Raw genomic sequence first — 25,153 nt, forward strand, 5'->3', positions numbered from 1 at the left:
TCTTTTTGCAAAAAAACTTCCTCGCACCATTCGGATGCAAGGAAGTTTTTTATGCCCATCCCCTATACAAGGAGGCTTCTGCCATTTTTCTGACGCCGATCATATATGCAGCCAATCGCATATCCACGTTGCTAGATTGAGCAAGTTGATAAACATCCTCAAACGATTTGACCAGTTTATGGCGCAATTTCACTTCTACTTCCTCTTCACTCCAATAAAACCCTTGCTTATTTTGAACCCATTCAAAATAGGAGACAGTAACACCACCTGCTCCAGCCAAAACATCTGGTACAAGCAATATACCACGTTCGGTAAGAATATTGGTTGCTTCAAGCGAGGTCGGCCCGTTTGCAGCTTCTACGACAATTTTAGCCTTAATATTGTAGGCATTTTCAGCGGTAATCTGATTTGAAATCGCTGCCGGTACTAAAACATCACATTCCTGCTCAAGCAATTCTTTATTGGTGATTGTCCCTTCGAATAGAGTAGTAATTGTGCCAAAGCTGTCCCGTCGATCCAACAGATAATTTATATTCAATCCATCAGGATGATAAAGGGCTCCATAAACATCTGAAATCCCAACTACATTCGCTCCTGCTTCATCCATAAACTTTGCCACATAACTGCCTGCATTTCCAAACCCTTGAATAATAACACGGGATCCCTTAATGCTAATCCCCCGTTTTTTGGCTGCCTCTTCAATACAAATGGTTACGCCTTTTGCTCCTGCCTTTTCCCGGCCCTCAGAGCCTCCAAGTACAAGTGGTTTGCCGGTAATAAAACCAGAGGAATCAAATTGGCGGAGACGGCTGTATTCATCCATCATCCATGCCATGATCTGAGAATTAGTGTACATATCGGGTGCTGGGATATCCTTTGTCGGGCCGACAATTTGGCTGATTGCACGAACGTAACCACGGCTTAATCGTTCAAGTTCACCAAATGACATCGTCCGCGGGTTACAAAGAACCGCTCCTTTTCCCCCGCCAAATGGTAAGTCAGCGATTCCACACTTCAAACTCATCCACATCGATAATGCCTTCACTTCAGTTGCAGTGACCTTAGGGTGAAAACGAACACCGCCCATGGTCGGTCCAATTGCATCATTATGCTGAGCTCTATACCCATTAAATATTTTGGTCGAACCATCGTCCATCCGAACGGGAATTCTAACATCTGACATTCTTAATGGTTCTTTCAACAATTCGAACATTTCTTCGTTATAGCCCATCTTTTTTAATGCATCATGAATAACAATCTGTGTTGATGTGAGCAGGTCTAATTTCTCTATTTTCTTATCACCGCCACTATTTGTTACATCATATATCCCCATTTTTGCACCCCTAGTATTTTTTACCTTTCATCCAAGTACGTTGTTAATCCTCTCCAAAGCCCAATTCAGTTCATCTTTACTAATAATCAGCGGCGGCGCAAAGCGAATCACCGTGTCATGGGTTTCCTTACACAATAGCCCCTGCTCTTTTAATTGCTCACAATATTTGCGTGCCGGCTGAGATAGTTCTACACCGATAAATAAGCCACGGCCGCGAATTTCTTTTATGATTGGATTTTTTATTTCTTTTAATTTACTAATAAAATACTCGCCAAGTTCTAACGTTTTTTCTGCAAGTTTTTCATCCACTAACACATCAAGAGCAGCTATGGAAACTGCGCATGCCATTGGATTCCCCCCGAAGGTAGAGCCGTGTGATCCTGGGTTAAATACACCTAAAATATCTTTATCAGCGACAACACATGAAATCGGAAACACACCGCCGCCTAGTGCTTTACCAAGAATATACATATCCGGTTCAATCCCTTCCCACTCACAGGCAAACATTTTACCTGTCCGGGCCAATCCAGCTTGAATTTCATCAGCAATAAACAAAATATTGTTTTCTTTACATAAATTATAGGCCGCCTTCATAAAGCCTTCAGGCGGAATAACAATACCAGCCTCTCCCTGAATCGGTTCAATTAAGAATGCTGCTGTATTAGGCGTAATCGCAGCTTTTAATGCCTCTATGTCTCCATAAGGGATTAGCTTGATCCCTGGGAGCATGGGTCCAAACCCGCGTTTATACTCGTCATCTGATGAAAGGGAAACAGCCGTCATTGTTCTGCCGTGAAAATTCCCTATACAAGCAATAATTTCAGCTTGGTTCTCGGCCACTCCTTTTACATCATAGCTCCAGCGGCGTGCCGTTTTCACAGCCGTTTCCACTGCCTCCGCCCCAGTATTCATAGGCAATACCATTTCTTTTTTGGTTAATTGACATACTTTTTCATACCACGGACCAAGTTGGTCATTGTGAAATGCCCGGGAAGTTAATGTAACTTTATCAGCTTGATCCTTTAACGCTTGAATAATTTTTGGATGACGATGCCCTTGGTTCACAGCTGAATAGGCGCTAAGCATATCCATATATTTATTGCCTTCTGGGTCCTCTACCCAAACACCTTCTGCCCTTGTAATGACAATTGGGAGAGGATGATAGTTATTAGCTCCATATTTCTCTGTTTTAGCAATTAATTCATTCGTATTTACATTTGCTGTCATAAATAAACCCCCGTTTCATTGTAATATTATGTACATATAGTACTATTGTAGCCGAGCATGAAAAAAGAATGAATACCGCATTAAAACTTTATCACTGAAAAAGCTCTAATTATGTAAAAAAAAGCCTAGCACCAAGCTAATCATAGCATTGGGTCTAGGCTTTTCTTGAATTTATTTTTTTATTAAATCTTCACGTTGTGACTGGTCAATCCACTCTTGCAATTTATCCTTTAATGTGTTAAATCCTTGCTGACCTTCCACTTCTGGAATAATCGGAGCAACTGGTCGTTTACGAGGCTTCTTTGCTTTAGGAGCAGCCTGCTGAACAGGAGCTTCTTCTGTAGCACGGATAGAAAGACCAATTTTGCCTGCACCTTCATCCACTGATAATACTTTCACCTTAATTTCGTCCCCAACTTTAAGGTGCTCGTTAATATCTTTAACATAGCCATGTGTAATTTCAGAAATATGGACAAGGCCTTGTGTATTATCGTCGAGCGCAACAAACGCTCCGTATGGTTGAATTCCTGTTACCTTACCTGTTAAAATACTTCCAGTTTCGATCTTTTCTGACATGAAAACACTCCTAAGTAAATAATTATTTTATCCCATATATACGCATTATAATATTCTACCACAAAGAACGCCTTAAATCAAAAAAGATTGAAAAATAAACTGTCAATAAAGCTTACCATATTGGGATTGTTGAAAATTCTTAACATAATGTTCAAGGATGTCGAAAGAAATATTTACCAAACGTGATAAACTAATAGTGAGGAAACCTATTTTTAAAGGGAAGGTGAACCAGTATGAATACCATCGGCCAAACCATTAAAAATGCCCGCGAAATGCTCCATATGTCTCAGGAGGAGCTGGCACAAAAAGTAAGAGTTGGAATTCACACAATTGAGAAATACGAATCTGGGGAACAAATTCCAAGCACACAAACATTATTAAAATTATCAACTGTATTAGATCTTCCTGCTACAGAATTAAAAAAACAATAATAACAGTAAAGTTTTTTTCTCTTCTAATGTATAAAAAAGGGAATACTGGGTAACCTTATATCATAAGGCTTTCTAGTATTCCCCCCTTTTTGAAGTGGACATCCATCATGGTATGTCCTTTTTTTTGTTCTAAATCGTTAAATAGAACAAGCATCATTTGCTTTAATGACTAATAATTCTTTTGCTATCTTCAAGCACTCTTCTAACGGAATCATTTTTTCAAATGAAAAATCATAAATGCTTTGTATTCTTTTGGCCAACTCATCATAATCATCTAGTTCATGGATGGCCTGAATGGTATCAGCGATTTCTGTGTCATATCCTCCATTAGTTAAATTGAAAGGGTCCCATTCATTTAATAGATCCACATATTGCAAATTAGTTTGCAGTTCTTTTCTCATTGTTTTTACTCCCAAATTTCGGCTTAACCTGAGCACTTTTATATTGCCCTGGTGCGATTCTAGTATACTTCTTAAAGGGTGAGGTGTAAAAGATTGGAGCCAACCAACTATCCTTTTATTTCCAATAATTGCTGAAGCATTTGCTCTCCCGAGATTTTCGCCTCGCCACCACCCTGAGCAAACAAATCATTTCCTCCACCCTTTCCATCAATTAGCGGTAGGACACTAGCGATTACTTTCTTCATACTCTCCGTTCCAGCTTGTCCGCGTGCACAAACTACCTGCAATCGCTTATCATTTTCTGATACAAAGTAAACAATAGCTGCTTCATCTTCAGTAGTGATGATTCGTGCTAAATTCTGCAGTTCTTGAATGGACCGATTTTGAAATACTTCACATACGAGCAGCCTCTCATTTTGAATTCTTTTTCCTAGTAGGTTCTTTGCTTCATAATGAAGGATCTTTCCCTGAGTTTGTTCAAAGGCCTTTTCTAATGTTTTATTCGTTTCAAGGAGACGAAGGACAGCCTGTTCCATTTCCTTTTCAGGTGCATTGAGGATTTTGGTTAATTCAAGGAGTACTGTTTGTTTTTTTCCAAGCTGTGTAACTACTCGATTCCCACAAACAAATTGAACCCTGATCTTCTTCTTTTGACGTTCCCAATCTAATACTTTTACTGCTCGAACCTCCCCAGTAGCTCTTGGATGTGTCCCGCCGCACCCGTTATCATCAAAATCGGGAATAATAACCAGGCGAATATCCTCTTTCACTTTTGTCTCTTTTCGCAGATTAAATTGAGACAATTCTTCTTCTGTGACCCATTTCGTCTCAATCGGTCTGTTTTCTAGGATGACTTGATTTGCAAGTGCCTCTGCATCTTCTATTTGTTGCTGGCTAAGATGTTCTGTTTCTAAATCGATGGTGAGCATTTCCGCCCCTAAATGAAATCCGATTGTTTTGTATCCAAATAAGTTGTCAAATGCTGCAGATAATAGATGCTGACCCGCGTGTTGCTGCATATGATCCAAGCGTCTATCCCAATCGATAGTCCCTCTGACTTCTTTTCCTGTATCATCTATTGGCCCTTCAAGGTAATGACGAATTTCTCCTTTGATTTCTTCCACATTCATTACCGTCTTGTTAGCAATTGTTCCAAGGTCATGCGGCTGCCCGCCGCCGGTTGGATAAAAGACCGTTTGATTTAATACAACATACCAGTTGCCAGTTGGGTCTTTTTCTTGTTTTACCACTTTTGCTTTAAAAGTTTGTATGTATGGATCTTGATAATACAGCTTGTTCTTGTTCTCCATGTTTGTGGTCACTCCAATATATAATTATGAACTCATTGTCTAAAAAAAAGGAAAATAAAGCAAGCAAACAAAAAACTGCTCCTCCTTTAATTGAGGAACAGTTTATTCTAACTCAAATGTGACTTAATTACTTCTTTTCTTTACGCTGTCCAAATGAAGTAGGCATCGTTGGTGGTTTTTGTCCACCTTGTTGGAAACCGCCCATGCCTTGGGGAAAACCAGTTTGCTGTTGGCCGCCCATCGCACCGCCTTGCGGAAAGCCTGATTGCTGGCCACCCATCATACCGCCTTGTGGAAATCCTGAGTGCTGACCCCCCATCATACCGCTTTGCGGAAAGCCTGATTGCTGGCCACCCATCATACCGCCTTGTGGAAATCCTGAGTGCTGACCCCCCATCATACCGCTTTGCGGAAAGCCTGATTGCTGGCCACCCATCATCTGCGGAAAACCACCCATGCCTTGAGGAAATCCTGAGTGCTGACCGCCCATCATATGTGAAAAGCCCGGGTGCTGGTATCCTCCCATTTGCGGATAGCCTCCCATTTGTGGATACCCCCCCATTTGTGGGTAGCCCATTTGCTGGTAACCAGGTTGTCCCGGAAATCCGCCAAAGAATTGTCTTTTTTCCAATAATATCGCCTCCTATACCGTCTCCATGCTAGTGTATGTCCACTATTAGGATAAGCATAGATTCTTACCTATTTATAAGAAAAAAATTCAATGTTAAAGGCTATCACACCTAGCTGATAGCCTTTCAATAACATTATCTCTCATCCCGTCACTTCTATTGACCCGCTTTTTTATCTTTTGTAATTTCACCACAGGCAATCCGTTTTCCAGAGTCTCCCGAAGGCTGTGTCATGCCATCATCTTTTCCTTCATCGATGACGATTGTGGTCCCCTCTTTTGTAAAAAGTGATTTCTTACCGTCTTTTAAGGAGACATTGGGTGCCATTAAATCTGCTTTAACAGCCCCATCATCCTCAACTATTAGGTTTGGCAGATCGCCTGCATGAGCACCTTTTGGATGAAGAAGCCCGTGTTCCTTATTATCGGGATTAAAATGGTTTCCTGCTGATTTAAAATCAGGAGCTTTACACTTTCCCTTGTCATGGATATGAATCGCATGCTCTCCGGCTGGCAGACCTTTTAAATCTACTGATAATTTTACACCGCTAGATTGCTCAGCTACCTTTATTTTGCCAAGGGAATCTCCTACAGCATTATACATCTCCACATCAATCTTTTTAATATTCTCTTCCGTACATCCAGTTAGAATGAGCAGTGGAATGATCATCCAGCTTTTCTTCATATGTATACCCCCACACTAAGACAATTTGCCCTTAGTATGAACAATCCCTCGCTCCTTTATCCAATGAAAAAGGAACAGTATTGGGTTAACTGTTCCTTGGAAAGTGCTCTTGATTTTTCAATTGTTCTTCTAATTCTTTTGCCTTTTTAGCCTCGCGTTTTGAGACTAAAATGATGACGCGCATCGTTAGAAAGGCTCCAATTAAGAAAATCAAAAAGGTGATCGCAGCAGGTATATATTCCGATTTATCTTCCGGAAAGTATAAAAACAATGAAAGTACCGATGGATGAAACATTTTTCTTCTCCCTTTCTTAAAGGAACTGCACTAATAATTCATTATAGCAACAAAAAACATTTCATACCACTTTCTCAAATTATCTATAACTGTTATTCTTCTATCACCTTTATTTTCTTAATGATTACATCTTTTTCAGGTTTATCCTGGGCACCAACAGGTGTGTTAGCAATTTTATCCACGATATCCATGCCCTCAACCACTTGTCCAAAAACAGTATGACGATGATCAAGCCACGGGGTACCACCGTTTTTGTCATATGCTTCAATAATTTCTTTTGGATATCCTGCTTTTTCCATTTGTTCTTTCATCGCTGGATCCAGTGACGAGGTTTGCACAATAAAAAACTGACTTCCGTTTGTATTACTGCCAGAATTAGCCATTGATAAGGCACCGCGGAGATTATAAAGGTTTTTTGAAAATTCATCTTCAAAAGGCTGGCCGTAAATGCTTTCCCCGCCAGTACCATTACCATTCGGGTCACCGCCCTGAATCATGAAATCTTTAATGACCCGATGAAAAATAAGTCCATCATAGTAGCCTTCTTTACCATGTTCAATAAAGTTTTCAACTGCTTTTGGGGCATACTTAGGAAACAATTTGATTTTTATGTTACCCATTGATGTTTCCATTTCAACGACTTTTTCATTATCCAGCACCTCTGTTGAAAGCTGAGGATAGACAGCATTTGACACGGTTTTGTCCCCTTCCTTCTGTTCCGTTTTTGGCGTGGTCTTTTTACTTGTTGCATCTTCTTTCTCCGTGCTTGTCCCACATGCTGCCAAAACTAGAACTATTGTAAATAATGTTAGTAAGAATTGCAGATTCTTTCTCATATATCATTCCTCCAATTTTTTCACTTTAACCGAAATAAAATTATTTCACACATTGTTTTTAATTTACTATGTTTCATATTAAAATAAAAGAGAAAAGTGGAAGCGACCGTTTAGCGGCGTATGGACTGGAGCGCTCCAACCGAGATAAAGGAAACACGAGGAGCGATAGCGATTCGATGTTGACTTATCGTAGGGCGGAGAGCGAAGTACACTAGCCGCTGGTCGCTGGAACTAGACAGTGAGGGGTGTTTTTTGTGTCAGAATTACAAATTGGAAATATTGTAACAGCTATTTATAAAACAGGGAAATATATCGGTGAAATAACAGAGGTACGCCCGCAGCATTATTTAGTACGAGTTCTAGCTGTACTTAAACATCCCATGCAAGGAGATTTACATAGCCCTAAAGATGCAGATGTACTTATTTTCCATGAGAGAAAAGCACTCAGCTATCGTGAGCAAGCAAATATTCCCCTCAAAATGGTTAAACCCTTTGAGATTGAGGTTCCCGATTATAAGGAATCATTAAAAGAGGCGTTAGCCAAGATAAAACTGGAATTAGCAGAAACTCATTCAGAATGGGCTGAGATGAGCCTTAGAGCCTTGGAATCGCTTGAAAAAGATTATAAAATATAAAAACGCTAAAGGCCAAATCAGTTTGAATGATTTGGCCTTTTATGCGAATTCATTTAATAACTTTGAGAAATCAATCCGATCCCCAATGGTCGTTGGTTCTGGTTTTTCTAAATAACGTTTATCCTTTTCAACGAGTTTGAATATATTAAAGGTAGTTAACGCATCATCAAGTGCACGATGATGTTTGCCTGTCCCTTCTTTCCCATATTCCTGAACTGCCTTCCAAAGTCCCGTTTGATTTTGGTCACCAAAGAATCGCTTATATTCCATAGAAAGATCCAGCTCTGAAGCCTTTAGCGGAAAAGCAACACCTGCCTTTAAACAATTATGACGAAGCACCTTCATATCCATATTTCCCCAAGTAACAATGGTTGTTTCATAATTATGCTTATTGAATTCCTCCAATTTTTTAACAAGTTCAAAAATAGATAAACCCTTGTCTACCTGCTGCTGAGAGATATGTAAAAAGGATTTACAGCGTTCAGTTAGTTTTGGGAATTTAAGTGGAGTAACAAAGGATGAAAACTGTTCTGTTACTTGATCATCTACGACCGCAACAATTCCAACTTCGATAATTTCCGCATAAAAATCCTTCATGCGAACATTCCGTTCAGGCATCGTAAACTCAAAATCGATAAATAAATGTTGCCGCCTTGCCCTCATCAATTTCACCACCTTTACGTTTACTCTTACTACATTATATAAAGAAACATGTACAAAAAATTGTGCTTTTTTTCTATTTTTTCTTATATTATAACACGAAATTAAATTTAATTTTTTAAATTTTAAATCAATAATCAGATAAAAAAGAACATCATTATTTTTTTAGCTTAATGACAGCCATCGTACATCTTGACACGCAAATCATGCGGTCTTGCTCATCAGTAATTTTAATATCCCAGACTTGAGTTGATTTCCCTTGATATAGAACAGTTGCAATCGCTGTAACCACACCCTCAGTTTTTGGCCGAACATGATTGGCATTAATCTCTAGACCCGCGACAGCCTCCGCTTCTTTATCTACCAATTCATATGCTCCTACACTGGCCACTGTTTCAGCCAAAGCAACAGATGCACCGCCGTGCAATAATCCAAATGGCTGGCGAGTCCGCTCATCCACAGGCATGGTCGCCATAACCCTTCCTTTTTCGACTAAGGTAATCTCAATTCCAAGAGAATGTAGCAATGTATTTTCAATCATTTAAGTTCCTCCTATATGTAAACAGTTGTTATCTATATAAACTATTCGCCTTTTTAACTAATTTTCCTTTAATTCATCATTTTCCGCATAAAAAAACAGCCCAAGAGCTGTTTTTTCAATTTAGTAATAATAAGGAGCACCGAAGCCGGGATAAAAAGCCCCAGGGTAGCCTATGGGCGGCGGGGGCGGGGGATAAAAGCCAGGATATCCGTAACCACCATAAAATGGCCGGCTAATTAATGCGCCTCCTAATAAGCCTCCTAAAAATCCTCCAAGTAATGGCAACCCGAAACCAATAAATCGTTGATCTTGAACTTGATGAGGGTTCCGATAATAAGGGTACATGCAGCAAAACCTCCTTCTTCTATACTTGCCTACACTATTTCATATGCGAAATGAAGGGTTTTGGAGTGGGCAAAAACAAAAGGCGGAAGCGCCTGTTTAGCGGCGTATGGACTGGAGCACTCCAACCGAGATAAAGGAAACACGAAGAGCGACAGCGATTCGATGTTGACTTATCGTAGGGTGGAGAGCGAAGTACACTAGCCGCTAGGCGCTGGAGCTGGATTCAGAGAACCATATCACTGTTTAACTATAAATAATTTTATATACCACAAAAAAGCCTCCGAATGTCTCGTGAGGCTTTTTCAAATCATTATTTCTCTATGGGTTCAAAGCGTTCAACAAATAAGGCAAGTGTCCGAGTCATGACTCCGGTTGCACCTGAAGGTCCTAGATCATGGTTTTTGGCTGTGGTGGCCGTCCCGGCAATATCTAGGTGCACCCATGGTGTCCCCTCGGCAAATTCACCGATAAAAGCCCCAGCAACCAACGCATGGCCTTCACTGCCAGGGGAATTATTTAAATCTGCAACTTTACTGTTTCTAACCCGTTCAATCTCTGTTTCAAACAATGGCAGCTGCCACATTTGCTCGCCCGCTTCTAGGGAAGCTTCCAAGACTTGATTATATAGTGGACCATGATTAGTCATGGCTCCCGTAGTATGGAGACCAAGTGCTGTAATTACTCCACCTGTTAAAGTGGCGACATCGACAAGATAGTCTGCACCATGCTGTTTCGCATAGGTTACCGCATCCGCTAGAACAAGCCGTCCTTCAGCATCAGTATTTAAAACCTCAATGGTCTTACCGGACATCGAGGTAATCACGTCATCAGGCTTAAAGGCATGGCCGCTAATCATATTATCCGTAGAAGGAATAACCGCGACCACATTTTGCTCGGGCTGAATTTCACCGATGATTTCCATGGCACCAAGAACCGCGGCTGCCCCGCCCATGTCAGTTTTCATCCCAACGATCCCTGATTTCGTTTTAATGGAGTAACCGCCTGTATCAAAGGTTATGCCTTTTCCAACTAAACCGATAACATCTTTCCATTCATCTTTCCCTTGATATTTAAGGACAATCATTTTAGGAGGCTCAGTTGATCCCTGGTTCACGGCAAGGAAAGCTCCCATTCCAAGCTTCTCTATTTCAGCTTTATCCAGGATTTCCACTTCGAAAGCATATTTACTTCCAAGTTCCTGTGCATATTTAGCTATATCTGTTGCGGTTAACATGTTGCCCGGAATGTTAACGAGCGTTCGTGCCGAATTGGTTCCTTTACCAAACGCATGTCCTACCGTTAAAGAAGCTAGGATTTCTTCTCCATCAAGGCTGTCACAATAAATCGTTAGATGATCCAGCTTTTTCTCTGGCTCGTTCGATTTTTGCTTGTACCCTTCAAATTGATAAGTTGAGAGGACAAAGGCTTCGCTCAGCGCATGGGCAGCGTCCAAACCATCCACTTGTTCAGTCGTAAAGGAATCTAAATAAACGGCTGCTTCTTCAAGTTTATTTGCCTTCACTTCCTTAAAGAGTCTTCCAAACGCAGATTTTAGTTTATCAAAGGTAAACTCCTTTTCCTTCCCCAGGCCAACAAACCAAATTCGTTTTGAGCCGATTTTCCCCAAACTATGTACTTTATTGATACTTTTTAACTTAGCTGAAATGTCACCTGATTTTACAAGTTCTTTTAATTGGCCATTGAATGCCTCATCGAGCAATGCTAATATTCCTGTGAATTTTTCAGGTTTATCAAAGAGTCCAATTACTAAACCTTCATGCTCTGTTGATAGTTCTAGTTCTTTTTTAACATCAAACAAATTACTTCACCTCCATATTATTCGTGTTTAATTATAGCGAATAACAGTGTTTATTTCGAGCAACTAATTATTATAAAATTTGCCTGTTGATTTCCGCTCCAGGCACTCCGCTCCAATCAACAGGGTGCCAAAATAAACAATAAGCTTTAAACACAGCCTAAAAATAAAAAACAGGCCTGCAGCCTGCTTTTATCTCTTCTCAGAACTTATATACTGCCCGCGGAAGACTTGCATCGATTTGTCTTCATTTAATGACTTAAGTGTTTGCTCTGTGAGTTTTCCATTACCTTTTTGTACCACATAGATATCAAGTTTCTTTTTCCCCCATTTATTATAAACATCCTCAACTGTTTCATAATAAAGGTCTAGTTCATTCCCTTTGATAGCCCCGCCCTTATCGGCAACCACACCATACCCATATCCAGGAATAAAGAGAATCGTTCCAATGGGGAATACATTTAGGTCTGCGGCAATCGTAGAAAACAAATCACGTTTTACTTTTACTCCGGAGTAAGTTATCCCATATTCAGGGTGGCCTTTACTTTTCCCTGTAGATTCTACTCCTGCTGTATAACCAGTGGCGGTAACCGTTTGTTTAGGATATTTCGACCAATCGATTTCGTTCTCCAAGGACCTTTGGGTTCCTGAAACAGGTTCAGTCGATGCAAGAACAGACCCAAATTGGTTTAAGAACAATTGTGCATTCACTCCAGAGATTGATTGGAAGGTCGCAAAGACAGCCATTAAGAAGAGACAAACCATGGCTAATCGCCTACTCCAATGTTTCATTTTGTTCATCAAAATTTTCACTCCTCCCAAAATATTCATTCCCAAGTTGCAGGAAAATATTCAAAATAGGAAAAGGGAAATTTTACATGTATTATTGCAAATCATAAAAAAAGGCTCTTACCAAGGAGGAATGGTCTGTCTTTCCCCTTGGTAAAAGCCTTAAAACATTTGGTATCCATTTTTCCGTAACAGTTTAATCGTGAAACCAGCAGCAACCGCACCAGCTAGTCCACTAATTAAAATAAGAATATCAGCAGTGGCTAACGAAGTAAACCTCTGGCCCAACTCACTAAACGCCATTTTACTATTTGTAAAATACTCACTAAAACTCACTTTATCTACAATAAAAATTGCCACAATAGGATAAACTACAGCCATTACCCACGACATACGTAGCAGCATATTTAGAATAAATCCAATTCCAAAAAATAAAACAAAGAAAAGTAAAATCGATATGATTAAGACAACAATGCTCATTTGCATCCGAGATTCCCCCTTATACATCAACACTTAGTGTACTGAATGTCGAAAAAGGAGTCAATATAAACGACTATTTTTCTTTTTACATACAAGAAAAAAGCCCCTCGAATAATTCGAAGAAGCATTTGAATGAATACAATTTATTCTTTTTTCTTGCCAGTTCCTTCGCAGCAGCTACAGGTTTCTGATCCCCCTAAAACTAGTTGAAAATAGCCTTTCCCGGAACAATAATCACATGTTTTTGAATCTACGATCTTTACCGTCATCCCTAGTCATCCCCTTATAATTAACTTAATTTTCTGATAATATACCAAGAATTTTCTAAAAAATAAAGGACGGAAATCCGGCAAATTTAAACGAGAAAGCGGATACATGTCAAGTTTTCTTACAATTACTTGTCGTTACTCAAATTTTCTAAAAATTACAAAAATAATTTATAAGCTGTATATCCAAACTGGTCTCCTGGGTTTAGATTATCAATCGCTTGCTTCGAGAAGGTAATATCATTTCGAATTAAATATTGGAGTATGATAGATGCATCTTTTTCATGGAGTAGTTTTTCTGGTTCCATAAATCTCGCTTCAAAAAGTTCGTTATCCTGATGACTCACCACCTGATCATTCACCGGTTCAAGTAGAAAATGGAGTAAATTATCGCTAATTTCTCCTTTAATCACACCAGTTCTTAGGCCAATAAGTCCCTTCACCTGACATTGGATGCCAGTTTCTTCTAATACTTCTCTAATAACAGCCTCATCCGCTGTTTCTCCCATTTCAACAAATCCTGCGGGCAGTGACCATTGGCCCTTCAAGCCGCCATATCGTTTCTTTACGACGAGCCATTTCCCCTCATTTGACCTGACAACCCCTGCAACAGCTAACCAAACCTTGCCCCGTTTTTCACGATTACTCACTTAAACTCCCCCTGACAAAGTATTACTTTATTTAATCATAACAAAAAAAGGACAGATATTTCTCTGCCCTTTTATCTATAATAATTTTAAAAAACATTAAATTTTCCTTTTTTCAATACAAGTCCGGCGCCGCCAATCATGTATAGTGAGCGATTATCGACTACTTTTTTCATGAAGGATGCTTTTGCACCAGTTAGTTTTTTACCAAAAACAACCCCGATTGCATCATCTTCGCCAAGGGAGCAAACGGTCCCTTTATTATCGAACTTGAAAGTCTCTAACTCTGATTTATTACGAACTAAAGCCGCGATATTGCGGGCACAAACTTCCCCTTGCTGCATGGCAATCTGTGCAGTTGGCGGATATGGACGGTTGATTTCTTCATTAATCATTAGTGAACTGTCACCAATCATGAAGATATTGTCAAAGCCTGGAACGCGTAAATCCGGCTGAACTTTGACCCGGCCTCTCATTGCTTCAAAGCCTGATTTTTCAACAATTGAATTCCCGCGAATTCCTGCGGCCCACACGACAGTACCCGCCTTGATTTCACGTGCTTCCTCTTCACCTTTAGCGACAAAGATGCCTTCTTCCGTACATTCCTTAATCGCTGTTCCGATTAAGAATTCAACACCTTTTCGTTCTAATTGTGATACGGCATAATTCACTAGTTCAGGATCAAAACCTGGTAATACTGTTGGAGCAGCTTCGACACAGATAATTTTTACTTTATGTGAATCTACATCATACTCATGGCATAATTCAGGAATTCTATTTGTTAATTCACCAAGGAATTCAATTCCCGTAAAACCAGCACCACCGACAACAATAGTCAAACGATTGTCGTTTTTCTCTTCTTCCATATTGTATGTCGCAAATTGGTATTCAATATGTTCACGCAATTGACGAGAGGAGTTTACATTTGAGATTCCAAAAGCATATTCTTTTAATCCTTTGATCCCAAATGTCTCTGGTTCACCACCAAGAGCAATAACGAGGTAGTCATAGTCGACTTCCCCTTTTTCCAAAATAACCTTCTTGTCCTCTTTGTTAATTTCTACTACAGTATCTTGAACAAAATCCACTTTACTGCGGTCAATTACATCACGGATATCATAACGTACACGGTCATGATGCAATGTGCCAGCAGAAGCCTCATGCAGCCATGTGGTTTCATAATGATAGTCATTTTTATTTACTAAAACAATGTCAGCTTCATTCACACCGATTAACTTCTGTAGGCGAACTGTTGTCATTAGTCCACCGTAACCAGCACCGAGAATAACAATTTTAGGCTTTCTCAAAGTGATCACTTCCACCCTTTATTTTTTAGATAATCCCTTTTTTCTTAGTTTCCACTGCTATGACCATTTTTATTTTATATAATAAAAAAATGTATGTGATATAATTCACGAATAAGGCTAAAAAAAACGAGTTACTTGAAATTCATATAGGTCAAGCAAGGTATTTGCTAAGAATGTGATTTTTTACTATCTGACATAAAAATGTACTTTTTATGTCACAAAAAATTAACAATCTATCCTCAATACATCTTATGCTACTTTCACACGATTATCAAGCAATTTTCATAAATTTTTCTCTAAGTTTTATAGATTATTAATTGGATTTGACTAATACACAATGTTTTAAAAATTGCCACAGTTGTGAATATTCTCGCTTAAAGATGTGAGAATTTTTAGTTTTATGATAATATAAATAAAGGAGTCTGTTACTACAGGTTGGGGGGATGCGGAGTGCAGGAGAAGCAAGAGGTTTATGATATTACCATCATTGGCGGAGGTCCTACCGGTTTATTTACGGCTTTTTACGGGGGTATGAGACAAACCTCGGTGAAGATTATTGAGAGCTTACCGCAACTGGGCGGCCAACTGTCAGCCCTTTACCCGGAAAAGTATATTTATGATGTTGCTGGTTTTCCAAAAATCCGTGCACAAGAACTAATAAATAATCTTAAAGAACAAATGAGCAAATTCAAACCTACGGTTGCACTAGAGCAATCAGTTGAAAAGTTAGAGAAACAAGAAGATGGAACGTTTAAATTAACAACAAACAAAGAAGTTCATTTTTCTAAAACGATTATTATTACAGCCGGCAATGGTGCCTTCCAACCACGTCGTTTAGAACTCGAAAGTGCCGCTCAATATGAGCGTAAAAATCTATATTACTTCATTGAGGATTTAAATCAGTTTGCAGGTCAAAAAGTAGTTGTTTTTGGCGGCGGCGATTCTGCAGTTGACTGGGCCTTGATGTTAGAGCCAATTGCTGAGCAAGTTTCGATTGTCCACCGCAGAGATAAGTTCCGTGCTCACGAGCATAGTGTAGAAAACTTATATAATTCCAAAGTATATGTGAAGACACCTTATGTTCCTGCAGAATTAGTTGGTGATGAAAGTGGAATTAAACAGGTTGTTCTTGAAACCGTTAATGGTAAAGAGAAGGTTACAGTAGATGTCGACGCTGTCATTTGTAACTATGGATTCGTTTCTTCCCTTGGACCAATTAAGGAATGGGGCTTAGCCATCGAAAAGAATTCGATTGTCGTCAATTCTAAAATGGAAACGAGCATCCCTGGAATCTATGCAGCTGGAGACATTTGTACCTATGAAGGAAAAGTGAAATTAATTGCCTGCGGCTTTGGTGAAGCTCCAACAGCTGTTAACAACGCTAAGGCCTTCATTGATCCGAAGGCAAAAATTCAGCCATTACACAGTTCTTCAATGTTCAATAAATAAGAAAAAGCGTCCTTTGTATGGACGCTTTTTCTTATTTATATTAGCATTCTTCCGGTGTACCAGTAGCTGTAGCCGTTCTAAACGATGACCCACATCCACATGATGCGATTGCATTCGGATTGTCAATGGTAAAGCCGCCGCCCATCATTGATTCCTTATAATCAATCTTGGTTCCTTGTAAAATCGCTGCACTCTCTTTATCGACTAAGATTTTAATTCCAAATTGTTCAAGTTTCAAATCATCTTCATTTGCTGTATGATCAAAGCCCATCCCGTAAGATAAACCGCTGCATCCACCGCCTTTTACGCTGACACGTAACAATGCGCCTTCTTCTTCGTTATGCTTCATCATTTCTTTAATATGCAGTGACGCCGCTTCTGTTAAAATAACTATATCATTACTCATTGTAATACCCTCCCTAAATGAGGCTTTAAATTAATTATATACACGTATGGTTAACTACTCAAATAATACGATTCCTTTGTACTATCCTATGAAATATATATAAATAAGGGAGCGGCAGTGCTCCCTATTTTAAAACATTGGATTATCTTCCAAGTATTGATAAATGTTATCGACCAATTCGTCAGGTGTTTTTCCTGTGACTACTTCTCCATTAACAAGAGCGTATAACGTAGTCGCACATTTACCGCAATATCCAAGACATCCATATTCAATAATATCCAAATTAGGATCTTTTTCTAATTTCTCAAGTGCTTTTTGTGCACCATTCGCAAGATTGCTTATACAAAATTCGATGATGGGTTGAATCATTGCTTTCACCTCTCCACAACTAATTATCCTACTCCATTTCATCCACTCCGTCAAATACCATGTATACTATATCGATGTCAAGAAAATCATGAAAATTGTTGTTATTTTGACATAATTCCGCTATACTCGAATGTGTTAAAGGAACGGAATTATTTTTCTACAATTTTTTTATGACACTTCAGCCAACTTTAAATATGAAAACGGGATATTCAAAGGGGAAATAAAAATGAAAAACCTTGTAATTCTTGGTGGCGGCTACGGTGGGATGAAGATTCTAAATGAAATTCTCCCCAACCATTTACCAGAGGATATGACGATTACACTAGTGGACCGTGTACCTTATCACTGCTTAAAGACGGAATACTACGCATTAGCAGCAGGAACGATTTCTGACAAAGAAGTAAGAGTTGCATTTCCGGAGCACCCACGATTAAAAGTAGTGTATGGTGAGGTAACCGGGATTCAAACAACTGAAAAAAAGATCACTCTAAAGGACGCTTCGCCTATCGACTATGATGATGTAATCATTGGTCTGGGCTGTGAGGACAAGTATCATGATGTTCCAGGGGCCGATCAGTTTACCTACAGTATCCAGTCTATTGAAAAATCTCGACTTACCTACTCCGTTTTAAATAATTTGGGACCTGGCTCAGTGGTTGGTATCGTGGGCGCTGGTCTAAGTGGTGTGGAGCTAGCAAGTGAATTAAGCGAAAGTCGCGAAGACCTAAACATCAAATTATTTGATCGGGGAAAACATATTCTCTCTGCATTCCCGGAACGTTTAAGCAAATATGTAGAAAATTGGTTTGTAAAAAACAATGTCGAAATTATTAACAACTCGAATATTACCAAGGTGGAAGAAAACTTATTATACAATCACGACCAGCCGATCCATTGTGATGTCATCGTTTGGACAGCAGGAATCCAGGCCAATAAAATTGTCCGCGCTATGGACGGGGATAAAGATGGAATGGGAAGACTAGTGATAAGCCCACTTCACCACCTGCCCAATGATGAACATGTCTTTATTCTCGGCGATTGCGCAAGTCTTCCTCATGCACCAAGTGCTCAATTAGCGGAAGGTCAGGCGGAACAAATTGTTGAAGTATTAAAAAGACGTTGGAAAGGCGAAGAGCCTCCAACATCTTTCCCGCAAATTAAATTAAAGGGGATCCTTGGTTCCCTTGGGAAAAAGCATGGATTTGGGATGATGGCAGACCGAGCTATTACAGGACGTGTCGCCCGTTTGCTTAAATCCGGGATTCTGTGGATGTATAAATTTCATAACGGGTAATATAAAAAGCGCGAGCGCCTTGAACAGGCGCTGGAGCTGGATTCAAAAAAGAAGCATTCCATTTTTGTGGAATGCTTCTTCCAATTATATAGCTGTATATCCATGTTTCTCTAGTTCGGAAAAAATAGTTTTCAATCTTGGGTTCCCTTCGCCAACGATTTTGTCTTTGATGACAACCACTGGATAAAACATATCCTCTTCGATCACTTTTTCTGCAAATGCAATCTTTTCATTCTCCCCACTTGGCTGATAAATATCCACATAGGTCATTTTAAATGGTTGGTCTGGAAATTTTCTCGCAATCGCTGCTTCTAGCCATTCATACGTTTCTTTGGAAGATGGTAAATTCACACAACTCGGGCACAATTGTTCCGCACCATAAACAACAATTTCTACTTCTGATTTCATCTAATCATTCCCGCCTTTTTATTTCAGGTTAACTCATTTTTACGATATTAACCACGAAAATGTCTATTAATGTGTGTTTTCCTAATTTCTGATAATGGATTTTTCACGATGATGACATTATAATATAGGTATAGGAAGGGAGTCGATTAATTTGGCAGAACAAGAAATTTTTGAACAAGTTCAAGAAGTATTAGATAAATTACGTCCATTTCTTCTTCGCGACGGCGGAGATTGTGAATTAGTAGATGTTGAAGAAGGTATTGTCAAGCTTCGCCTTTTAGGTGCATGCGGCAGCTGCCCTAGTTCAACCATCACACTTAAAGCTGGTATCGAAAGAGCACTTTTAGAGGAAGTACCAGGGATTGTGGAAGTAGAGCAGGTATTTTAATTATTAAAAAAGTGATTGCCATTCATAGGCAATCACTTTTTTAATGAAAACATGTTTTAGTACAGCCATTCCAATAAAGGCAGATTTAAACGCTTGATTGGAGCGTCCGTAAGTTGATAAAAACCCGCCAAAAATTGTTCATATTCTCCGGACTGTCGTAAAATTCTCATTAACTTTTCTTCCAATACCTTTTTGTCCTGTTCTGATGTGGTAATATAATAACTTTCAATACATTCAAAGTAATGAAGTGGGAAAATTAACCGGGAATACAATAATCGCCAGGAAAATGGCGACAAAGGAGCAACACTTTGATATTCTTCAAAAAAGCGCTTTAATTCCACATCATAGGTCTGGGAATTGTGAAGATATCTTTCCCTTGTCCATTCAGCTATGTCACGGCTGCGATGGTCAAATACCCAGTCAAACGGATTTTTGATCATATAATTATTGAGCGGTCCCCAAGTCTTTTGCGTAAAACGTTCATGACAAACCGTACCGCTATCCGTTTCAAGTGGTTCATCATCAATCTCGGTATCCACTAGATATTGAATAGCGTTTTCCGTTAAGCCTAGATAATAGGGGAAGGAATCAATAAACATCCGCTGAAATTCATCTTCAGGTGTTTGAAATAGAAGACCATTCCACACCTTTTCCATCTGCTCGAGCCGTTTTTCCCATAAGGACTTCCATTGTCCGATCCGGCTAGACCTCTCTATTTGAAAGGGAACTCTCCTGCCACGTTCATGGAATTTTGCTAATTTCCTGCCCAATTTAATTTTTTTCTGTTCTTCCGGTTGCCGATTTGCAAGGACACAATATTTATTTTTTTCCCATTCCGTAATTAAATGCCCTTCTTTGGACTGTAGAATGACGGGAACATTATGATCACCATAATTTCGTAAATGCTCCGCTATTTTCTCAAGTTCTGCAATATCTTCTTCTTCCTTACCCGCTGGTTTGGAGATTAAATAGAGCCAGCCATTTCCTCTTAACGCATCAAACCTTTCCAGTTTTACATATTCATCGACCGTAACGCCATATTGGTTTTCCAGCATTTTTTGAAGCATTTGTCCACCTCATTTCTTTCCCATTTCTTACCTCATATATATGTTTTAGGTTAAGAAAACTTGTTCCTGAATAGCTTAGAAAAATGAAGGAGAATATAAGGTTTTAACCATGCTCATTTTTAGGATTCTTTTGCATAAGTTAGAACAATACAGTATATATATAGTGAAAATCCACAGAAAAGGTGATCAGAGGAATGGCAGACGACAAAAACGTAAATCTAACCGAAGTAACTGCACGCAGATGGCTGAATGAAAGAGGCGTCAAAGTACAGGACATCGCTGATTTAGTTTTCTTTTTGCAGGAAAAATATCATGAAAACCTGAAAATGGAAGACTGTTTAGCAAACGTGGAACGCGTTCTTTCCAAGCGTGAGGTTCAGAACGCAATTTTAACAGGAATACAGCTGGATGTACTTGCCGAAAAAGGAATGCTTGAGGAACCGCTCCAATCCATTATCGGAACAGATGAAAGTCTTTATGGAGTCGATGAAATTCTAGCCTTTTCGATTGTAAATGTATATGGTTCGATCGGTTTTACCAATTACGGATATATCGATAAATTAAAACCTGGAATATTAGCGCATTTAAATGATAAATCAACAGGCGAGTGCCATACTTTTTTAGATGATATCGTCGGGGCAATTGCAGCTGCCGCATCGAGCCGACTCGCACACCGGGCTGCTAGGGCTGAAAGTGAAAAGAAATAAGCAGAAAAAGGATGGGAGTCCCCATCCTTTTTGAGTTAAAGGAAAGTATAATTTTCTGAACTTAGATTACTGTCTAGCTCCAGGCCATACGCCGCAAAACGGGCGCTTCCGCTTTTAAATTTCCCATTCATCTAAGGAATCAATCGTGTAAGTTGGCATCCGGTCATAGCCGGAAAGCAGTTCTTTTGTCGTTACCCCTGTATGTACTAGTAATGTATCCATCCCGGCATTCATGCCTGCTAAAATATCCGTATCATAATTATCCCCGACCATCAATGTCTCTTCTTTCGGTGTTCCAAGTACCTTTAAAGCCTGTTCCATGATGATTGCTTCCGGTTTGCCAATAAAAATCGGTTTGGTTTGAGTAGAAACGGTAATAACGGATGTTAGTGAACCATTCCCTGGAACCAAGCCTCTCTCTGTAGGGATTGCGATATCTCCATTAGTGGAAATGAACGTCGCACCGTTGCGGACGGCCAAACAGGCAACTGTCAATTTTTCATAACTGATCTCCCGGTCAATTCCTACCACGACAAACTCAGCATCTTCTCCTGCAAATTGCAGCCCCTTTTCCTCTATTGCTGTCCGTATCCCCTCTTCCCCAATCACATAAATGCGCGCATTATTCTTTCGTTCATAAATATAGTTGGCCGTCGCTTGGCTTGTTGTGAATACCTGCTTTTCTTCCGCTGGGATGTCAAACTGAGTCAACTTATCAGCAACCTGTGCTGGTGTCCTTGAGGAATTGTTTGTAACAAAAAGATAGGGTATCTGTTGATCCCGAAGTTTCTTCACAAAGTCAGATGCGGCTTCAATGCTCTCTGATCCCTTATACATGGTTCCATCTAAATCAATTAAATAACCTTTGTAATTTTTCATATCTCTCACTCCAAAAAGTTTTTTTCCATATATAACAAAAAGACCGCGCATAACGGTCTTAATATTTTATCAGTTTCTAAACGCTGAAACTGGTCCTAACTCGGTGGTAAGATATTCACGAACATTGGAAGCAAAATTCCCTAACTCATGTAAATGCTTTGTAAACATCTCTTGAAGTTCGTGATGATTAACATTCGTATAAGATTGGACAAGCATTTTCCGATATTGAATCAGGACTTTCAAACTACTTCCCGTTTCAGATGAAATAACTCTTTCATCCATTAAGATATCAATGATGTCTTCGTAACTGCCTGGGTCGCGCATAATAAACCCATCAATCATTGCATTTCCGACATCCAAAACGGACTCAATCATCATATGGTTTACACGCTCTAGAGCTGCCTTTTCAAGTGGGTTGGACCACTCTTTTTGGCTTAAGAATAGTTGAATTTGCATTTCTAAAAATTTCAGTATCTCTTCAATTTTTTCTCGATCAACAAAATACATTTGAGCACACTCTCCATTTTTCTAAGATGTTATATTTTTGCAAGCGCGGATGGCCTGGCATAGAAGAATCCTTGGGCTAAGTCAACATTATTTCTCTTTAGCACTGATGCTTCTTCCTCGTTTTCAATGCCTTCTGCGACCACGAGTGACCCTGCTTCTTTCGCAATCAGCATTAACCCTTGTAACATAGATTCTTTAACTGAATTTTTATCAATATTAGAAATAACTGAACGATCGATTTTAATAATATCCGGCATGATTTCACTGATACTACTCAAACTAGAATACCCCGACCCAGTATCATCCATAGCAATTTTATATCCCATTAAACGAAGCATCTTTATATTATAGATAAAATTCTTTAAGCCGTCGATTGAATCATTTTCAGTTATTTCAATTGTAATCTGTTGGGGAGAAATCCTAGGATATTGCTGGATTAGTTTTTTTAAATCACCTGTAAATCGAATATTCCCAAGTGTTAATGGAGTACAATTGATAAAGATATTCTGTTTGCATCTGGTTGCCTTGATTTGCTCGAATACTTTTTCGATGACAAGCAGTTCAAGATCATAAAGCATTCCAGTTTGCCTCGCAACTGAAAAAAGCAATCCCGGGTTCTCTAACATCGTTCCAGCAGGTCCTCGTGTGAGCATTTCCAAAGCCCTTACTTCTTTTGTAGACACATCAATTATTGGCTGTGCTAATAACTTAATTTCCTTCTTTGAAATAATTTGTTTCATAGAATAAACCATCTCATTCCATCCCAATTTAACCCTTTTTTCTGACATGGCAAAAGCCTGCCGCCGGGCACTTTCGACCGAATGCATGATAGAGTAGTTCTTCCTTTCAACAAACATATATCCTGATTCAAATTCAGGCTCGAGGGACGGGTAAAGTGGATGAAGGCTTTTTTCCACGTTATGTATTATTTTACCCATGATCGTATTAATTTCAGAAAGGGACTGCTGAATATATCCAATCTTTATAAACAGAGTCAGGCCCTCATTGTAATGATCATGGAGCGTAATGATATCTTCCTTGTCAATTTGCTGTTCAATGGTCATCCGAAAGAGTCTTTTGATGCGCTTTTGCAATTGTTCATACTTATATTGACCCAATTGTGCTGATATTTCGTTCATATCCTTTAAATTAAAAACCATCACAGCCACTTCATGTCCATTGTTCATGGCAGATGTTACCCCTTCCAATACAGGGTTACGTAAAATGAATGGAGGAGGATAAAAACGTATAGACGAAAGAGGTAATAAAATCTTTCCCCATTGCATTACATTTTTGACCTTTTCCATGTAACGACGGATCATTCAATCATTCCTCTCGGTAACAACTTTCGAGAATTCAAATTTATTGTAACATAATTTGACAGCCTTCGCGTTTTTCGATTGATAAAAACTTTGAAAATTGTGTAAAAATCTTTACTCCCCTTGATTGGTTTTATTTGTTACTATATAGAAGATGTCTAAAAATATCTATTTTTATTAAAGGAGACCATTAAATGAAAGAACGCTTTTTCTTATACGATGATACAGAAAATACAAAAACAAGATTTGTCAGCTTCGTTGGTGAAAATCAGCGCTTTGATTTAGCGATTGTTCAAAGTGACCGTCATTATGGAAAACATCTAGTTCTTGATATGCAAGGAAGCCGTTTTGCAATTATTGGCTTAGATGATTTGCAAGAGGAAGGATATTTAGAATTCGCATTTCAATTAAATGAGGAAGAAGCGGAGGAATTAAGATCCTTTTTAATGGAATTAGTGTAATGGTTCGTCATGAATTACGCTCCCTTTGAAAATAATAGTGCTAAAGGGGGCGTAAGCATGACAAAAAATGAAGAAGAAAAGTACACGGATTTATCCAATGTTGAAAAACAAAGGAACTTTCTTACAGCGGAAGAATTTCCAGAAGGTCCTTTTGGTTCAGCCATTCGTCAAGACGAACCAGTTGAGAACAAAAGCACACCATGGAAAGAAGGGCAACGGCCTTACAGTGCCTTTAATTATGAAAATAAAACCCTTCATCAAGATCTTCCTCGGCAAATGGACGGGGCGCATCCGACCCATGATGATTCAGAAACAGATCAACAGCCGCCTTATACAGAGTCAACATAAAGAAGGGCCAGCAACTTGGCCCTTCTTTTATTTTTTCACTTTTTTCAAGACAAAATAGGCACAGCCAAAATTACAGTATTCATACAGATATTCACTTAGCGTGCTAATTTTTGTATCGAATGTAGCTTTTTGGTTTTGGTCATCGAAAAACCCCTTTAATCGGAGTTGTCCATATCCCCAGTCCCCCACTACATAATCATATCTTGTTAAAATATCACTAAATCTTGCTTTAAGGGCTTCTTCGTTAAATCCGTTTCGGTGTTCTTGGACGATTTCATAAACGGCGTTGTTCATTATTATCAAGATATTTCACCTCTTTTGCCAGCTAATTCCTACTACCCAT

The 25,153-nt window shown here is 39.2% G+C and carries 34 protein-coding genes; 8 read left to right on the plus strand and 26 right to left on the minus strand.

Going from position 1 to position 25,153, the window contains the following annotated elements:
• Positions 1–49: 49 nt before the first annotated feature.
• The 3 genes from QNH17_RS24440 to yugI form a co-directional block, all read right to left on the minus strand.
• On the minus strand, positions 50–1,333 hold the full coding sequence (locus QNH17_RS24440) for a Glu/Leu/Phe/Val family dehydrogenase (RefSeq protein ID WP_283875678.1): 1,284 nt from the start codon (positions 1,331–1,333) through the stop codon (positions 50–52).
• A gap of 27 nt (positions 1,334–1,360) precedes the next feature.
• Positions 1,361–2,560 carry an ornithine--oxo-acid transaminase gene (locus tag QNH17_RS24445; RefSeq protein WP_283875679.1) on the minus strand — a complete coding sequence of 400 codons (1,200 nt, stop codon included), beginning with the start codon at positions 2,558–2,560 and terminating at the stop codon, positions 1,361–1,363.
• A 171-nt stretch (positions 2,561–2,731) separates the two neighbouring features.
• A complete protein-coding gene (yugI, locus tag QNH17_RS24450) occupies positions 2,732–3,136 on the minus strand; it encodes a S1 domain-containing post-transcriptional regulator GSP13 (protein WP_144554638.1) in 405 nt (134 codons plus the stop codon).
• A 233-nt stretch (positions 3,137–3,369) separates the two neighbouring features.
• Between yugI and QNH17_RS24455 the strand changes: the two genes are divergently transcribed.
• On the plus strand, positions 3,370–3,567 hold the full coding sequence (locus QNH17_RS24455) for a helix-turn-helix domain-containing protein (protein ID WP_283875681.1): 198 nt from the start codon (positions 3,370–3,372) through the stop codon (positions 3,565–3,567).
• 137 nt (positions 3,568–3,704) lie between these two features.
• On the opposite strand, the gene QNH17_RS24460 is transcribed toward QNH17_RS24455, so the two are convergent.
• The 6 genes from QNH17_RS24460 to QNH17_RS24485 form a co-directional block, all read right to left on the minus strand.
• The gene (locus QNH17_RS24460; protein ID WP_283875683.1) at positions 3,705–3,968 is read right to left on the minus strand and encodes a DUF1871 family protein; all 264 of its coding nucleotides are present in this window, start codon (positions 3,966–3,968) and stop codon (positions 3,705–3,707) included.
• Positions 3,969–4,075: 107 nt separating this feature from the next.
• On the minus strand, positions 4,076–5,278 hold the full coding sequence (locus QNH17_RS24465) for an alanyl-tRNA editing protein (protein WP_283875684.1): 1,203 nt from the start codon (positions 5,276–5,278) through the stop codon (positions 4,076–4,078).
• Positions 5,279–5,405: 127 nt separating this feature from the next.
• On the minus strand, positions 5,406–5,909 hold the full coding sequence (locus tag QNH17_RS24470; RefSeq protein ID WP_283875686.1) for a hypothetical protein: 504 nt from the start codon (positions 5,907–5,909) through the stop codon (positions 5,406–5,408).
• A 154-nt stretch (positions 5,910–6,063) separates the two neighbouring features.
• Complete coding sequence (locus QNH17_RS24475; protein ID WP_283875687.1) at positions 6,064–6,591, minus strand: superoxide dismutase family protein; 528 nt, start codon at positions 6,589–6,591, stop codon at positions 6,064–6,066.
• 85 nt (positions 6,592–6,676) lie between these two features.
• Positions 6,677–6,886: a hypothetical protein gene (locus QNH17_RS24480; protein ID WP_283875689.1), complete on the minus strand. Its 210-nt coding sequence runs from the start codon at positions 6,884–6,886 to the stop codon at positions 6,677–6,679.
• Between the two features lie 92 nt (positions 6,887–6,978).
• The gene (locus QNH17_RS24485; RefSeq protein ID WP_283875690.1) at positions 6,979–7,722 is read right to left on the minus strand and encodes a peptidylprolyl isomerase; all 744 of its coding nucleotides are present in this window, start codon (positions 7,720–7,722) and stop codon (positions 6,979–6,981) included.
• A gap of 254 nt (positions 7,723–7,976) precedes the next feature.
• Here QNH17_RS24485 and kapB point away from each other — a divergent pair, with 254 nt between their 5' ends.
• Complete coding sequence (gene kapB / locus QNH17_RS24490; RefSeq protein WP_283875691.1) at positions 7,977–8,357, plus strand: kinase-associated lipoprotein KapB; 381 nt, start codon at positions 7,977–7,979, stop codon at positions 8,355–8,357.
• A 39-nt stretch (positions 8,358–8,396) separates the two neighbouring features.
• Here the strand turns inward: kapB and kapD are convergent, their stop codons facing one another.
• The 9 genes from kapD to QNH17_RS24535 form a co-directional block, all read right to left on the minus strand.
• Positions 8,397–9,020 carry a 3'-5' exonuclease KapD gene (gene kapD / locus QNH17_RS24495; RefSeq protein WP_144554647.1) on the minus strand — a complete coding sequence of 208 codons (624 nt, stop codon included), beginning with the start codon at positions 9,018–9,020 and terminating at the stop codon, positions 8,397–8,399.
• A 154-nt stretch (positions 9,021–9,174) separates the two neighbouring features.
• Positions 9,175–9,558 (minus strand): hotdog fold thioesterase, encoded by a 384-nt coding sequence (locus QNH17_RS24500; protein WP_283875694.1) that lies wholly within the window; start codon positions 9,556–9,558, stop codon positions 9,175–9,177.
• A 120-nt stretch (positions 9,559–9,678) separates the two neighbouring features.
• Positions 9,679–9,903, minus strand: coding sequence for a hypothetical protein (locus tag QNH17_RS24505; RefSeq protein ID WP_144554649.1), 225 nt, complete (start codon positions 9,901–9,903; stop codon positions 9,679–9,681).
• Positions 9,904–10,213: 310 nt separating this feature from the next.
• Positions 10,214–11,722, minus strand: a complete 1,509-nt coding sequence (locus QNH17_RS24510) for a leucyl aminopeptidase (RefSeq protein WP_283875695.1) — start codon at positions 11,720–11,722, stop codon at positions 10,214–10,216.
• A 189-nt stretch (positions 11,723–11,911) separates the two neighbouring features.
• Positions 11,912–12,520: a stationary phase survival protein SpsC gene (locus QNH17_RS24515; protein WP_283875696.1), complete on the minus strand. Its 609-nt coding sequence runs from the start codon at positions 12,518–12,520 to the stop codon at positions 11,912–11,914.
• Between the two features lie 150 nt (positions 12,521–12,670).
• A complete protein-coding gene (locus tag QNH17_RS24520) occupies positions 12,671–12,994 on the minus strand; it encodes a YuiB family protein (RefSeq protein WP_283875697.1) in 324 nt (107 codons plus the stop codon).
• A gap of 137 nt (positions 12,995–13,131) precedes the next feature.
• On the minus strand, positions 13,132–13,257 hold the full coding sequence (locus tag QNH17_RS24525) for a YuiA family protein (protein ID WP_186328847.1): 126 nt from the start codon (positions 13,255–13,257) through the stop codon (positions 13,132–13,134).
• Positions 13,258–13,412: 155 nt separating this feature from the next.
• Entirely contained in the window at positions 13,413–13,904 is a 492-nt protein-coding gene (locus QNH17_RS24530) for an NUDIX domain-containing protein (protein WP_283875700.1), read from the minus strand.
• A gap of 86 nt (positions 13,905–13,990) precedes the next feature.
• Positions 13,991–15,208: an NAD(P)/FAD-dependent oxidoreductase gene (locus QNH17_RS24535; RefSeq protein WP_283875701.1), complete on the minus strand. Its 1,218-nt coding sequence runs from the start codon at positions 15,206–15,208 to the stop codon at positions 13,991–13,993.
• A 450-nt stretch (positions 15,209–15,658) separates the two neighbouring features.
• Here QNH17_RS24535 and QNH17_RS24540 point away from each other — a divergent pair, with 450 nt between their 5' ends.
• On the plus strand, positions 15,659–16,657 hold the full coding sequence (locus tag QNH17_RS24540) for an NAD(P)/FAD-dependent oxidoreductase (protein ID WP_283875702.1): 999 nt from the start codon (positions 15,659–15,661) through the stop codon (positions 16,655–16,657).
• Between the two features lie 40 nt (positions 16,658–16,697).
• Here QNH17_RS24540 and QNH17_RS24545 read toward each other — a convergent pair whose 3' ends face one another.
• Positions 16,698–17,063, minus strand: coding sequence for a HesB/IscA family protein (locus QNH17_RS24545; RefSeq protein WP_283875703.1), 366 nt, complete (start codon positions 17,061–17,063; stop codon positions 16,698–16,700).
• 129 nt (positions 17,064–17,192) lie between these two features.
• Positions 17,193–17,432 (minus strand): YuzB family protein, encoded by a 240-nt coding sequence (locus tag QNH17_RS24550; protein ID WP_026567906.1) that lies wholly within the window; start codon positions 17,430–17,432, stop codon positions 17,193–17,195.
• Positions 17,433–17,658: 226 nt separating this feature from the next.
• Here QNH17_RS24550 and QNH17_RS24555 point away from each other — a divergent pair, with 226 nt between their 5' ends.
• Complete coding sequence (locus QNH17_RS24555; RefSeq protein WP_283875704.1) at positions 17,659–18,726, plus strand: NAD(P)/FAD-dependent oxidoreductase; 1,068 nt, start codon at positions 17,659–17,661, stop codon at positions 18,724–18,726.
• A gap of 84 nt (positions 18,727–18,810) precedes the next feature.
• Here the strand turns inward: QNH17_RS24555 and QNH17_RS24560 are convergent, their stop codons facing one another.
• Positions 18,811–19,134: a YuzD family protein gene (locus QNH17_RS24560; protein ID WP_283875706.1), complete on the minus strand. Its 324-nt coding sequence runs from the start codon at positions 19,132–19,134 to the stop codon at positions 18,811–18,813.
• 124 nt (positions 19,135–19,258) lie between these two features.
• Between QNH17_RS24560 and QNH17_RS24565 the strand changes: the two genes are divergently transcribed.
• Positions 19,259–19,522 carry a NifU family protein gene (locus tag QNH17_RS24565; protein ID WP_283879589.1) on the plus strand — a complete coding sequence of 88 codons (264 nt, stop codon included), beginning with the start codon at positions 19,259–19,261 and terminating at the stop codon, positions 19,520–19,522.
• 56 nt (positions 19,523–19,578) lie between these two features.
• Here QNH17_RS24565 and yutH read toward each other — a convergent pair whose 3' ends face one another.
• Positions 19,579–20,589, minus strand: coding sequence for a spore coat putative kinase YutH (gene yutH, locus QNH17_RS24570; RefSeq protein WP_283875708.1), 1,011 nt, complete (start codon positions 20,587–20,589; stop codon positions 19,579–19,581).
• Between the two features lie 194 nt (positions 20,590–20,783).
• Between yutH and QNH17_RS24575 the strand changes: the two genes are divergently transcribed.
• Positions 20,784–21,296, plus strand: a complete 513-nt coding sequence (locus tag QNH17_RS24575; RefSeq protein WP_283875710.1) for a phosphatidylglycerophosphatase A family protein — start codon at positions 20,784–20,786, stop codon at positions 21,294–21,296.
• A 114-nt stretch (positions 21,297–21,410) separates the two neighbouring features.
• Here QNH17_RS24575 and QNH17_RS24580 read toward each other — a convergent pair whose 3' ends face one another.
• The 3 genes from QNH17_RS24580 to QNH17_RS24590 form a co-directional block, all read right to left on the minus strand.
• Complete coding sequence (locus QNH17_RS24580) at positions 21,411–22,175, minus strand: TIGR01457 family HAD-type hydrolase (RefSeq protein ID WP_283875711.1); 765 nt, start codon at positions 22,173–22,175, stop codon at positions 21,411–21,413.
• 69 nt (positions 22,176–22,244) lie between these two features.
• A complete protein-coding gene (locus QNH17_RS24585) occupies positions 22,245–22,682 on the minus strand; it encodes a DUF86 domain-containing protein (RefSeq protein WP_283875713.1) in 438 nt (145 codons plus the stop codon).
• 29 nt (positions 22,683–22,711) lie between these two features.
• Positions 22,712–24,004 (minus strand): EAL domain-containing protein, encoded by a 1,293-nt coding sequence (locus QNH17_RS24590; protein WP_283875715.1) that lies wholly within the window; start codon positions 24,002–24,004, stop codon positions 22,712–22,714.
• A gap of 191 nt (positions 24,005–24,195) precedes the next feature.
• On the opposite strand from QNH17_RS24590, the gene QNH17_RS24595 reads away from it, so the two are divergent.
• Positions 24,196–24,462, plus strand: a complete 267-nt coding sequence (locus tag QNH17_RS24595) for a DUF3055 domain-containing protein (RefSeq protein ID WP_283875716.1) — start codon at positions 24,196–24,198, stop codon at positions 24,460–24,462.
• 57 nt (positions 24,463–24,519) lie between these two features.
• Positions 24,520–24,810 carry a cytosolic protein gene (locus QNH17_RS24600; RefSeq protein WP_283875717.1) on the plus strand — a complete coding sequence of 97 codons (291 nt, stop codon included), beginning with the start codon at positions 24,520–24,522 and terminating at the stop codon, positions 24,808–24,810.
• A 27-nt stretch (positions 24,811–24,837) separates the two neighbouring features.
• Here the strand turns inward: QNH17_RS24600 and QNH17_RS24605 are convergent, their stop codons facing one another.
• Positions 24,838–25,104 carry a YutD family protein gene (locus QNH17_RS24605; protein WP_395947805.1) on the minus strand — a complete coding sequence of 89 codons (267 nt, stop codon included), beginning with the start codon at positions 25,102–25,104 and terminating at the stop codon, positions 24,838–24,840.
• Between the last annotated feature and the right edge of the window lie 49 nt (positions 25,105–25,153).

The organism is Neobacillus sp. SuZ13, from assembly GCF_030123365.1.
Lineage (GTDB): Bacteria > Bacillota > Bacilli > Bacillales > Cytobacillaceae > Neobacillus.